General features: G+C 69.1%; 9 protein-coding genes. 2 read left to right on the forward strand and 7 right to left on the reverse strand.

Translation table 11 applies throughout. The annotated features are described in order from the left end of the window. Positions 1-5: 5 nt before the first annotated feature. From Q0A27_RS04380 to rpe, 6 genes are all read right to left on the reverse strand, one after another. Positions 6-500, reverse strand: a complete 495-nt coding sequence (locus Q0A27_RS04380) for a PH domain-containing protein (RefSeq protein WP_291473844.1) — start codon at positions 498-500, stop codon at positions 6-8. Positions 501-559: 59 nt separating this feature from the next. Beyond that, complete coding sequence (gene ribH / locus Q0A27_RS04385) at positions 560-1,042, reverse strand: 6,7-dimethyl-8-ribityllumazine synthase (RefSeq protein WP_291473845.1); 483 nt, start codon at positions 1,040-1,042, stop codon at positions 560-562. A gap of 9 nt (positions 1,043-1,051) precedes the next feature. Next, positions 1,052-2,299: a bifunctional 3,4-dihydroxy-2-butanone-4-phosphate synthase/GTP cyclohydrolase II gene (locus tag Q0A27_RS04390; protein ID WP_291473846.1), complete on the reverse strand. Its 1,248-nt coding sequence runs from the start codon at positions 2,297-2,299 to the stop codon at positions 1,052-1,054. Further along, positions 2,296-2,928, reverse strand: coding sequence for a riboflavin synthase (locus Q0A27_RS04395; protein WP_291473847.1), 633 nt, complete (start codon positions 2,926-2,928; stop codon positions 2,296-2,298). The genes Q0A27_RS04390 and Q0A27_RS04395 overlap by 4 nt, the downstream gene beginning before the upstream one ends. Before the next feature lie 76 nt (positions 2,929-3,004). Beyond that, the gene (ribD, locus tag Q0A27_RS04400; protein WP_291473848.1) at positions 3,005-4,054 is read right to left on the reverse strand and encodes a bifunctional diaminohydroxyphosphoribosylaminopyrimidine deaminase/5-amino-6-(5-phosphoribosylamino)uracil reductase RibD; all 1,050 of its coding nucleotides are present in this window, start codon (positions 4,052-4,054) and stop codon (positions 3,005-3,007) included. After that, positions 4,054-4,728 carry a ribulose-phosphate 3-epimerase gene (gene rpe, locus Q0A27_RS04405; RefSeq protein WP_291473849.1) on the reverse strand — a complete coding sequence of 225 codons (675 nt, stop codon included), beginning with the start codon at positions 4,726-4,728 and terminating at the stop codon, positions 4,054-4,056. Before rpe ends, ribD begins: the two co-directional genes overlap by 1 nt. A gap of 215 nt (positions 4,729-4,943) precedes the next feature. Here rpe and Q0A27_RS04410 point away from each other — a divergent pair, with 215 nt between their 5' ends. Both Q0A27_RS04410 and Q0A27_RS04415 read left to right on the forward strand, forming a co-directional pair. Next, complete coding sequence (locus tag Q0A27_RS04410) at positions 4,944-10,541, forward strand: glutamate synthase-related protein (RefSeq protein ID WP_291473850.1); 5,598 nt, start codon at positions 4,944-4,946, stop codon at positions 10,539-10,541. Next, the gene (locus Q0A27_RS04415; protein ID WP_291473851.1) at positions 10,538-12,295 is read left to right on the forward strand and encodes a sulfite reductase subunit alpha; all 1,758 of its coding nucleotides are present in this window, start codon (positions 10,538-10,540) and stop codon (positions 12,293-12,295) included. Before Q0A27_RS04410 ends, Q0A27_RS04415 begins: the two co-directional genes overlap by 4 nt. A 13-nt stretch (positions 12,296-12,308) precedes the next feature. On the opposite strand, the gene Q0A27_RS04420 is transcribed toward Q0A27_RS04415, so the two are convergent. Further along, positions 12,309-12,800, reverse strand: a complete 492-nt coding sequence (locus tag Q0A27_RS04420) for a DUF664 domain-containing protein (protein WP_291473852.1) — start codon at positions 12,798-12,800, stop codon at positions 12,309-12,311. Positions 12,801-12,826 lie beyond the last annotated feature (26 nt).

The raw sequence follows: 12,826 nt of genomic DNA on the forward strand, positions 1-12,826 counted from the left end.
CCCTCCTACTCTTCGGGCATGTAACGGTCCTCGAGGCGGCGGAAGGCCTCGACCTGCTGCGCCACGGTGGTCTTGTCGCTGACCTGGAAGGCCATCATCGGAACGAACTCGAAGTCCGGCAGTTCCAGCCGTGCCCAGCGGGAGTTCCGGGGGAAAGACAGACCGTAGATCATCCGCCAGGGGTAGAACTTCGCACCGAGGACGTTGCGGACCTCCACTCCCCGGGGGTTGACGCGCACCCGCGGGCGGGTCAGGGTCAGGGCGGCGGCGGAGAACAGCAGTCCGATCCCCACGAACGCCCACTGGTCGACGGCACTGACGGTGGCTCCGGTGTCCCCGGCGGCGGAGACGACCCCCATGAAGATGTGCAGCGCCATGATGATGACGACGGCGATCCAGGCGACCTTCTTCAGGAACGGGGACCGGACGGTCAGCAGCCACCCCTCGTCGGTGGTGGGGGTCGGTGCCGTGGTCTTCGCAGTGGAATCAGCCGTGCTCACGTCCGCCCACGTTACCCCGGTCCGTCGACGGGACCCAACTGCCCACCGGGCGGGGGCGGTCAGCCCCGGGCGCGGATGTCGCGGATGACCAGGAGAGTGTGCAGCGCGGCGCGGGCGGCATCGGCCCCCTTGTCCTCCACGGCGCCCTCCACACCGGAGCGGTCGACGGCCTGCTGCTGGTTCTCGACGGTGAGGACACCGTTGCCGACCGGCTTGCCGGAGTCCAGGCTGACCCGGGTCAGACCGTCGGTGACGGACCGGCAGACGTAGTCGAAGTGGGCCGTGTCTCCCCGGATGACGCAGCCGTTGGCGACGACGGCGTCATGGCTCTTCAGCGCCTCGGCGACGGCCACAGGCAGCTCCACGCAGCCGGCGACCCGCCAGTCGTCGACGGCAGCGCCGAGCTCCTTGAGGGCGCGGACCGAATGGTCGTGGAGCCGGTCGGTGATCTCCGCATTCCAGGACGCGGAGATCACGGCGATGCGGAATCCGTCGCCGGATCCGGGACGCAGGGTGAGGGCGGCGAGGCCGTCGGCAGCCATGGGGTTCTCCTAATCGGTGAGTGAGTCGAGCTGGTGGCCCATGCGGTCACGCTTGGTGCGCAGGTAGGTCTCGTTCTCCGGGTTGGACGGCAGGTCGATCGGGACGCGGCGGACCACCGCCACACCGTGCTTCTCCAGGTCGAGCCGCTTGGCCGGATTGTTGGACAGCAGGGCGACCGAGTGGACGCCGAGATCGCGGAGGATCTGGGCGGCGGCGCTGTACTCGCGGGAATCCACCGGCAGCCCCTGGGCGGTGTTCGCGTCCACGGTGTCCAGCCCGCGGTCCTGCAGGTTGTAGGCCGTCAGCTTCGGGAGCAGGCCGATGCCGCGTCCTTCCTGACCGCGCATGTAGACGAGGACGCCACGGCCGGATTCGGCGATGCGGTCGAGGGCTGCGTCGAGCTGCTCCCCGCAGTCACAGCGGCGGGAACCGAAGACGTCTCCGGTGAGGCACTCGGAGTGGACGCGCACGAGCACGTCCTCACCGTCATCGGCCGCCGGATCTCCGACGACGAGAGCCATGTGCTCGACCCCGTCGACGACGCCACGGTAGGCCACCGCACGGAACTCACCGTGGCGGGTGGGCAGCCGGGTCTCGACCTCGCGGGTGACGACGGGGGTGTTCACCCGACGCCACTCGGCGAGCTGCTCGATAGAGACCAGGGACAGACCGTGCTCGTCGCAGAAGCGGCGCAGCTCCGGAAGCCGCGCCATGCCGGTCGGATCATCCTCGGAGACGACCTCACAGAGCACGCCGGAAGGACGCAGCCCTGCCGCGCGCGCCAGGTCGATCGAGGCCTCGGTGTGCCCGACGCGCTCGAGGACGCCGCCGTCCTTGGCACGCAGCGGCACGACGTGCCCGGGGCGGTGGAAGGTGTCGCGCACCGAGGTCGGGTCGGCGAGCTTGAGGATGGTGCTGGACCGGTCGACGGCGCTGATACCGGTGGTGATGTCCTCGGCGGCGTCCACGGTGACGGTGTAGGCGGTGCCGCGGACATCCTCGTTGCGGGCGACCATGGGCGGCAGTCCGAGCCGGTCGGCGTCCTCGTTGGTGAGCGTGGCGCAGATGTAGCCGGAGGAGTGCTTCACGGTGAACGCGATGAGCTCCGGGGTGGCCTTCTCGGCGGCGAAGATGATGTCGCCCTCGTTCTCCCGGTCCTCGTCGTCGACGACGACCACGGCCTTACCGGCGGCGATGTCGGCGATGGCGTCCTCAATGGGGTCGAGCAGCGAGGTGCGCTGTGCGGATTCGCTCACTTGATGGTTCCTTCCGTGCCGGATTCCAGCAGTCGTTCGGTGTACTTGGCAAGCACGTCGCACTCGATGTTGACGCGGTCGCCGGCGGTGAGGTCGCCCAGGACGGTCTCGGCGAGGGTGACGGGGATGAGGGAGACCTCGAACCAGGCGTCGTCGACGGGGCCGACCTCGGCGACGGTCAGCGAGGTGCCGTTGACGGCGATGCTGCCCTTCTTGGCGACATAGCGGGCCAGTGCCGGGTCCTCGAGACGGAACCGCAGCACCTCCCACTCGCTGCCCGGGGTGCGGGACTCGAGGACGGCGGTGCCGTCGACGTGGCCCTGCACGATGTGGCCGCCGAGGCGTCCGCCGGTCGCGGTGGCGCGCTCGAGGTTCACCCGGTCACCGGCGGTGAGGTCGCCGATGGCCGTGTAGTCGAGGGTGACCTGCATGCAGTCGGCCCAGAAGCCGGGGTTGTCACCGTCCGTGTCGTAGTCCGTGACGGTCAGGCATACGCCGTTGACCGCGATGGAGGCGCCGTGGACGGCGTCGGCGATGACCGTGCTGCAGGAGATACGGAGACGTTGGGCGTCGGCCGTGCGCTCCACGGCGGCGACGGTGCCTGTCTCCTCGACAATTCCGGTGAACATGACGGTCAGTCTAAGCCACCGTTGTCTGCGTCACGTCAACGGGACGCCGTGACGCCGCGCGGTACGGCGACATGTGTCAGCCGAGGCGCGTACTCACGCTGACGATGTCTCCACCGGCCACGTCGACCGAGCGCAGGGTGAAGCGGCTGATACCGGCGATGGTCGTGGCGGTGGACGGTGCCGGGGCCACGGTCGGGATGCCCGCCCCCAGCAGTGCCGGGGCGGTGTAGGCGTCCACCGCGTCAACCAGCCCGTCGGCGATGAAGGACGCAGCGATGTGTGGACCGCCCTCGACCAGGACATCGACGAGGCCCCGGCTGCCGAGACCGTCCAGCACCTCGGCCAGACTCTCACCCCGGTACCGCAGTGCCGGGAACACCGCAGCATCAGCAGGCACGTCGGTGTGCCCGATGACGACCCGCTCCGGCTGATGGTCGTACAGCCCGCCCTCCGGGCGTCGCGCTGTCAGCCGTGGATCATCGGCGAGCACGGTGCCGGTGCCGACGATGACGGCGTCCCGTCGCGAGCGGTCGAGATGGACGCGGGCACGGGCATCCTCCCCGGTGATCCACCGGGAGGTGCCGTCGGTGGCGGCGGCGAATCCGTCGAGGGTGCCCGCGTACTTCAGGGTCACGTGCGGGCGCCCCAGGCGCCGGGACGCCAACCACGGCTCCACGCTGAACTGCGGCACACCTGCGAGATCGGTGGAGGATGTGACCAGCGGCCCCGCCACCGACATACCGCGGGCGCGGAGGTACTCCGCGCCGCCTCCCTCGGCGTCTCCCGGATCGGCGAAGGCGTAAACGACGTGCGCAATGCCCGCATCGAGCAGTGCGAGCGCACACGGGCCGGTCCGGCCGGTGTGGTTGCAGGGCTCCAGGGTGACGACAGCGGTCCCGCCCCTGGCCTTCTCCCCCGCCTCCGCCAGGGCATTGACCTCTGCATGCGGTCCACCGACCGGCGAGGTTCCGCCGGTACCGACGATCTCACCGTCCGCGGAGAGGATCACCGCACCCACCGGAGGGTTCGGGCTCGTGGTTCCGCGGACCTCCCGGCCGGCGGCGTCGGCGGCCTCCAACGCTGACGCCAGCAGCGGATCGCCCGTCAGACGCAGGTAGGGGTCCATCAGGAACGGGCGGCAGCTACGGCGGCGGCACGGATTGCGGTCACCTGGGCCTCCGGGTCCTCCTTGCCGAAGACCGAGGAACCGGCGACGTAGACGTCCACACCGGCGGCCGCGGACTCGGCGGCCGTCTCCACACCGATACCGCCGTCAATCTCGATGAGGGTGTCCAGCCCCTCGGCGTCGATACGGGTCCGCAGGGCCCGGACCTTCTCCAGGACTTCCGGCATGAAGGACTGGCCACCGAAGCCGGGCTCCACACTCATGACCAGCACGAGATCGAAGTCGGCGAGCCGGTCGAGCAGCGGCTCCACCGCGGTGCCCGGCTTCACGGAGATTCCGGCGCGGGTGCCCGCCTCCCTCAGGGTCCTGGCGAGGGCCACCGCGACGTCCACGTCGGCGACGGCCTCCAGGTGAAAGGTGACATTGCCGAAGGCGGAGTACTCCGGGGCCCAGCGCTCCGGATCCTCGATCATGAGGTGGACGTCGGTGAAGGTGCCGGTGCGCCGACGCACGGCTTCAGCGACCGGAAGCCCGAAGCTGAGGTTGGGAACGAAGTGGTTGTCCATGACGTCGATGTGCAGCCAGTCCGCTCCGGGGACCCTGGCGATCTCACCGGCGAGATCCGCAAAGTCGGCGGCGAGAATGGACGGGGCGATCAGCGTCTGTCGGGTCATGGGTTCATCGTATACGGCCCCGCAGGAGCCTCATGTTTCGACAGTGTTTCAGATGTATTTCACCATTGTGACCAGCGAATATGCGATTAGACCCATGATTTTCCATCAGTTAGTCTTGCCTGACCAGAGCAATGGCACTCCCGGAGTCCGCGCAGTGATCCGCCACAAGCGGTTGCCGGTAACCGGGACCCCGAGGCGAAAGATCAACCCGACCTATGAGTTCGACGAGTTCGACATTCGGCCTGTACGACCCGTCCCGAGAGCACAGCGCCTGTGGCGTGGGATTCCTCACCCGCAAGGACGGCGTCCCCACCCACGACGTCCTTGACCGCGGCCACCGTGCCCTGTGCGCCATCCCGCACCGCGGCGGCATGTCCTCCGAGGGTGTCGGCGACGGCGCCGGCGTGAACATCGACCTGTCGGTCGAGTTCTTCTCCGCCGTCACCGGTCTCGACCTGGAGGAGCGTCGCTTCGGCGTCGGCAACTTCTTCCTGCCCGAGGACACCACACAGTCCCCGACCGCCCGGCGGATCATCGCCGATTCCCTGACGGCCGAAGGCCTGGAGGTCACCACCGAACGTGAGGTGCCGGTCAACGAGGCCGCGGTGCGCCCCGTCGCGCTGGATTACCAGCTGCCGATCCGGCAGTGGATCTTCACCGTCCCCGCGACAATGACGTCGGCGGAGGCGGACCGTGCCGCCAACTCGGCGCTGCTGCGCATCGAGCAGGAGGCCTACTCGCGTCCTGAGCTCACAGGTCTGTACCCGCTGTCGCTGTCGACCCGTACCCAGGTCCTCAAGGGTCGGCTCAACGCCGACGAGGTCATCCCCTGGTTCTCCGACCTCACCGACGAGCGCCACAGCGTGCGCACGATGTACTTCCACACCCGGTTCTCCACCAACACCGAGCCGCACCCCTCGATGGCCCAGCCGTTCCGCCTCATGGCGCACAACGGTGAGCTCAACACCGACCGGAAGAACCGCATCAGTGACGAGGCCGCAGCGGCCTCCCGCCAGCGCCACATCATCCGGCCGCCCGGACAGTCTGATTCATCCCGCCTGGACCAGACCCTCCAGTCCCGCGTCTTCGACGACCGGCTCGACATCGTCGAGGCTGTGGTCTCGCTCATGCCGCCGGCCTGGGAGAATGACCGCTCGCTGCCACAGCCGGTGCGCGACATGCTGGAGTACTTCTCCCTCTACGAGGAGAAGAACGACGGTCCGGCCGCCCTCATCTTCAACGACGGTGATGTCGTCGGCGCCCGCCTCGACCGCCTGGGCCTGCGCCCGCTGCGCAGCATCGAGACCGCCGACTACCTCATGGTCTCCTCCGAGGCCGGCCAGCTCGACGCCGAGCCCGACGAGGTCCTCCACCGCGGACGCATCGAGGCCGGCGGCATGCTCAGTCTCGACCACCGCACCGGTGAAATCCGCCGCACCCGTGAGACCCTCGAGGAACTCGCCGGTCGTCGGGACTACGCCACCATGCTCGAGGATTCCCGCACCGACATCCGCGACATCCCGGTCTCCGGCATGAAGCGCGGCACCACCACCCTCGGCTACGAGGGCGACCTGACGCTGGCCGGCCGCTTCGTGGCCTACTCCATGAACCAGGAGAGTTTCCGGTTCATGATGGACCCGATGCTCGCCACCGGTGCCGAGCGCATCTCCGCGATGGGCTACGGCAACGCGATCAACGCCCTGTCGGACACCGAGGGTGGTGTGGCGAAGTACTTTTCACAGCGATTCGCCCAGGTCACCAACCCGCCGCTGGACTCCATCCGTGAGGCCGACGGCATGACCTTCCGTGTCGCGCTCGGTGCCAAGCCGGATGCCACGGACGCCGAGGACCCCCGCGATCCCACCCACCAGATCGTGGTGGAGACCCCCATCCTGTCCCACCTGGACATGCTGCGGCTGCGCGAGCAGGACCTCGTGCCGGTCCGACGCTTCGACCTGCTCTACGAGCCGGACGCCACCGACCCCGACGCCAACGCCGACTCCGTCACCGACGCGATCGACCGGCTCTGTGACGGCGTGGCCCGCTTCGCCGCGGAGAAGGGCGGCATCGCCGTGCTCTCCGACCGCTCCGTCGACTCCGTCCACGCCCCGATCCCGCTGCTGCTGGCTATCTCCTCGGTCAACCAGCGACTGATCGCCGACGGCCTGCGCATGCGCGTCTCCGTTATCGCGGACTCCGGTCAGCTCCCCAGCTCGCACCACATCGCCTCCGCCCTCGGCTTCGGTGCAGCTGCGGTCTACAGCCTCTCGGCCCGCCTGCGCGCCGAGGAGAAGTACCCCGCCCCGACCAGCCCGGCCGGCGACTACACCGAGACCGACAGAGCCTTCGACAGGTTCCGCAAGGCCGCGCTCAAGCAGCTCGGCAAGACCATGGGCCGCGTCGGCCTGTGCACCGTCGAGTCCTACATCGGCGGCGAGTTCTTCGAGCCGAACTACCTCGACACCCGCGACCCCGCGCTGGCCCGCTGCTTCCCTCACATGGACGCCCCGGTCCGCGGCGTCGGCTTCCGGCGCATCGCCGAGGCCAACACCGAGTGGCACCAGCGGGCAGCCACCGTCTCCGAGGACTCCGACATTCCGCTGCTCGGTCTGTTCAAGGAGCGCTCCGAAGGTGCCGGCCACTCCTTCGGCACCACCGCCGTACGTGGCTTCACGGGTCTGACCGATGAGCCGCTCGCCCTGCCGACCCCGTCGGCGCAGACGCCGGAGAAGACCACGGCAGAGGCCGGTGAGGAGCTCCGCCTGCTGACACTCGGCCAGCTCGGCGATGCCTTCGGCATCTCCGACGAGGCCTACACCAACGCCGGTTTCGGCCAGCTCTCCCCCGACCAGATCGACGCCTTCAAGGTTACCCCGGGCTACCGCGACTTCGTGTCCACCACCAAGGCCGAGCGCGCCCGGCGGCCTTCCGCACTGCGCGACATCCTCGCACTGCCCGCCGACGTCACCGGGCTGCGCAGCCACGAGGACTTCGGACGCCAGATCGGCCGGTTCTCCCTCGACGGCAACGGCTCGATCTGCGTCCGCGGACTCGACGTCGCATCCGTCGGCACCGACACCTGGTCCCTGGTGCTGGCCGACCCTGACGGACGGCTGACCGGCCACGCCGAACTCGCCGTCTGGCTACGCGACTCCTTCGGCCCTGCCGTGCTCTCGCTGCGCGTCTCGGCCGCCGAACTGGTCGTGGAGGCCCACGGTCGGGCCGCCCGGTTCCTCGGCATGCTGCAGCCCGCCCCGAAGAGCCTGCCGCTGTCGGAGGTCCAGCCCGCCCACGAGATCACCCGCACCCTCGCCTCCGGCGCCATGAGCCACGGCGCCCTGGTCGCCACCGCCCACGAGGCCGTCGCCCACGGCACCAACATGGCCGGCGGCATGTCCAACTGCGGTGAGGGCGGCGAGCACTTCTCCCGCGCCGGCACCATCCGCGGTTCCCGGATCAAGCAGTTCGCCTCCGGACGCTTCGGCATCTGGGCCGGCTACCTCGCCGACCCGCAGCTCGAGGAGCTGGAGATCAAGATCGGCCAGGGTGCGAAGCCCGGCGAGGGCGGTCAGCTGCCCGCACCGAAGGTCACCGTGGACATCGCCGCGGCCCGCGGCGGAACCCCGGGTATCGAGCTCGTCTCCCCGCCGCCGCACCACGACACCTACTCCATCGAGGATCTCGCCCAGCTCATCCACGACTGCAAGGCCGCCCGCGTCCGCGTCATCGTCAAGCTGGTGTCCTCCGAGGGCATCGGCACGATCGCGGTGGGTGTCGCCAAGGCCGGCGCCGACGTCATCAACGTCGCCGGAAACACCGGTGGTACCGGTGCCGCTGCCGTGACCAGCCTGAAGTACGCCGGACGCTCCGCCGAGATCGGTGTCGCCGAGGTCCACCAGGCCCTGCTGGTCAACGGCCTGCGCGACAAGGTCGTGCTGCGCTGCTCCGGCGCCCACCAGACCGGCCGCGACGTCGTGGTCTCCGCCCTGCTCGGCGGCGACTCCTTCGAGTTCGGCACCACCGCACTGATGATGCTGCGCTGCGTCATGGCGAAGAACTGCAACATCAAGTGCCCCGCAGGTCTGACGACCAACGCCGAGGCCTTCGACGGTGATCCGCGGGCCCTGGCCCAGTACCTGCTCAACATCGCCCACGATGTCCGCGGCATCCTCTCCCGCCTGGGTCTGCACTCCCTGCGCGAGGCCCGCGGCCGCTCGGATCTGCTGCAGCTGCTGGAGCACCCCTCCTCCGTCGGCCACCTGGACCTGCGCAAGATGCTCGCCCTCGTCCCGGAGAAGAAGGTCACCGACCCGGTGTACCTGGAGAAGAACTTCACCACCGATGACGCCCTGCTCACCACAGTGCGCGAGGCCCTCGTCGACCGTCGCGAGAAGACCGTCGACATCGACGGTATCGCCCTGCACAACTGGGACAAGTCCGTCGGCGGACAGCTCTCGGTGGACATCGAGCGACTGCTCAACCACCACAACTCCGCCGACCGCGGTGCCGGTGACGCGCTCACCGACGCCGAAGTGGACGCCCTGCCCGCCGTCCAGCGTGACGACCGTGGCCGGGCCTTCCTCGACGACGGCACCGTCACCGTCCACACCAGCGGCTCCGCGGGACAGTCCTTCGGTGTCTTCTGCAACGACGGTGTGACCCTGGAGCACACCGGTACCGCCAACGACGGTGTCGGCAAGTCCCAGGGCGGCGGCACGGTCATCGTCCGCTCCCCCGGCGGTGGTTCCCCGGACAGGGGCGGCAACGTCCTCATCGGCAACTTCGCCCTGTTCGGTGCGACAGGTGGACGCCTGTTCGTCGAGGGCGAGGCCGGAGACCGCTTCGCGGTGCGTAACTCCGGCGCCACCGCCGTGGTCGAGGGCATCGGCGAGTTCGGTGCCGAGTACATGACCAACGGCACCGTGCTCAACCTCGGTGCGGTCGGTAAGGGCCTGGGCAACGGCATGTCCGGCGGTTTCCTCTACCAGTACGACCCCGAGGGCATCGTCCCGGCCATCGCCAGCCACGACTCCCTGGTCACCTTCCCGCTGATCGACGCCGAGCCCTTCCATGAGGTCACCGTGCGCACGCTGCTGGACTGGCACATCGAGGCCACCGGCTCTGCGCTCGCCACCCGCCTCGTAGCGGACTGGGAGAACACCCGCCGGCACATGGTCTGCGGTATGCCCCGTGCGCTGCTGCTCTACCAGGACGCCGACGCGATCCTCGGCGCGGCGTCCCGCAAGGAGCTTCTCGACGAGCTGGCGACCTCTGTCGCCACCGACCGCCTGCACGCCTTCAAGGTCGACTACCGCGACCAGCGGATCGTCGCCGGCGGCCTCGTGCCCGGCAGCGGTGCCGCCGCCGCCGCCGACGGCCCGGCGGCGATGTTCGACCTCATCGCCAGCTACACGATCCTCAACGTCGCCCGCGAGTTCGCCCGCGACCGGGTCACCGACGCCCTCGACGCCACCGACCCGCGGATCGACGACGCGACCCGCAAGCTGATCCTCACCGAGGACTTCTTCGTCATGCAGAAGGTGGTCCGCTACCTCCGCGAATCGATGGACTCCCTCGATGACGCCCAGCTGGCGGTCCTCATCGCCACCAAGCGTCTGGGCGACTACAAGGCCTCCCTGGAGCGCCGTAACGTCCGTGGCATCGACGCCCCGGCGACCTACGGCTGGATCCTGCACCAGGACCTGAAGAACTCCGCCCGGATGGATGTCGCCCGTGTCGACGAAGCCATCGCCAACTCGTCCCTCGACGACCTCGTCGCCGGGTGGCGTGAGATGAAGGGAATCTCCGCATGACCCTCCACCTGCCCACCGGGGCCCCGTTCTCCGTCGAACAGCAGACCTGGCTCGACGGCTTCTTCGCCGGCCTCGACCTCGGTCGTGAGCGCTACCAGGGGCCGGCCGCCACACTGACCGTCGAGGTCCTCTTCGGCTCGCAGACCGGAAACTCCTCCGAGCTCGCCGACCAGCTCGCCGCCGGGCTGCGGGCAGCCGGTCTCGGAGCCAACGTCACCGAGCTCGATGCCGCCGGTGTCGGTGTACTGACCTCCGGGTCGAGCCACGTGCTCATCGTCACCTCCACCTACGGTGAAGGCGAGATGCCCGACAACGCCGAGATGTTCTGGGAGGAGCTCAACGGCGCCGAGATGCCACGGCTGGAGGACCTCTCCTTCGCCGTGCTCGGTCTCGGTGACTCCGGCTACGACGACTTCTGCCAGGCAGGTAAGGACCTCGACATCCGCCTCGAGCAGCTCGGTGCCAGACGGCTCACCGCCCGGGTCGACTGTGACGTCGACTTCGAGGACGAGGCCACCGCGTGGATCAGTGACGCGGTCGCCGCGGTCGTCGCCGACGCCCCCGCCGGTGCAGCCGGTGGTGCCGCTCCCGGGGCCGCAGGTGCGACCGCCGCTGCCGCCGACAAGCCGGCGAAGTCGAAGTGGAACCGGAAGAACCCCTTCCCCTCCCGGCTCGCCGCGACCCGCCGGCTCTCCGCCGAGGGCAGCGCGAAGGAGATCCACCACTACGAGTTCGATCTGGCGGACTCCGGCATCACCTATGCCGCCGGCGATGCCCTGGCCGTCATGCCCGTCAACGATCCCGAGCTGGTCAGCGCGATTCTCGCCTGCCTGGGCCTTGACGGTGGCCTGGCGGTCGAGGACTCGACCCTGTTCGAGACTATCCTGAAGACCCGTGAGATCCGGACCCCCGGCAAGGACCTCATCGCCGCGGTAGCCGACGCCTCCCCGGACGGTGGTCTCGCCGACATCGTCCGCCGCGACGACCGGGACGCCCTGGACTCCTTCCTCTGGGGCCGGGACATCCTCGACCTGCTCGAGGAGAACCCGTCGGCCCGGTTCAGTGCAGAGGAACTGCTCGACCTGCTGCGCCCGCTGCAGTCGCGTCAGTACTCGATCTCCTCCTCCCCGCTGGCCAGCCCGGACCGGATCCACCTCACGGTGGCTTCGGTGCGGCACAGCCCGGAGCCGGGTGCCCGCACCCACGGCGGCGTGTGCTCGACCTATCTCTCCGACCGGATCGCCGACGGCGACCTCACCGGTATCTGGCTGCAGCCGAACAGCGCCTTCAGCGTTCCGGAGGACGCCGACCGGCCGGTCATCATGGTCGGCCCCGGTACCGGTATAGCCCCGTTCCGTGGTTTCCTCCACGAGCGTGCCGAGGCCGGCGCCACCGGCGGCAACTGGCTGTTCTTCGGCGACCAGCACCGCGCGACCGACTACATCTACGAGGACGAACTCACCGAACTCGAGGAGAAGGGCGTGCTGACGAAGCTGTCGCTGGCCTTCTCCCGTGACCAGGCGGAGAAGGTCTACGTCCAGACCCGCATGCGTGAGGAGGCCGAGGAGCTCTACCGCTGGCTGGAGGACGGCGCGTACTTCTACGTCTGTGGTGACGCCTCCCGCATGGCCAAGGATGTCGAAACCGCCCTGCTCGACGTCATCGCCGAGCAGTCCGGTGGCTCCGAGAACGCCGCGCAGGACTACCTGGCGAAGCTGAAGAAGGAGAAGCGGTACGTCAGGGACGTCTACTGACGTCTACTGACGTCTACCGCCTCCCGGTGAGCAGGATGTCTCGGCAGACCTCCAGGTGACCGAGGTGCTGCGCCATCTCCCGGAGCATGTGGTCGAGCACCCACTCCGGGGTGACGAAGGCGGCGTCCTTCCGCGAGGTCCCCTTGGCCGCGCGGTTCCGGATGCCGTCAGCCATCGCCACGGTCGCCCACCCCGGCAACCGGTCGCGTAGCTCCTCCACGAGGTGACAGGCTTCGTCGACCGTGCCGGTGGCCTCGAATTCGGCGTCACGGTCGCGGGGCGGCAGGTCCTCGCCGGCGGCGAAGGCCCCGCCCCAGAACTGCGCCATCCCGTGGATGTGGGCGACGAGGGCGAAGGGACTGTTGACGGTCCCCGGGACCGGTGAGCTGTTCACCGTCGAATCATCGAGGGTGTCCAGGGCTGCATCGACACCGTCGAGGAGTTCGGCGGCGACGCCGAGGAACGCGTCGAGGAGAGCATGATGGCCGGTTACGGATGTGTCCATGATCACAAGCGTAACCACGCGGCACC

This window comes from Corynebacterium sp. (assembly GCF_022712275.1).
Lineage (GTDB): Bacteria > Actinomycetota > Actinomycetes > Mycobacteriales > Mycobacteriaceae > Corynebacterium.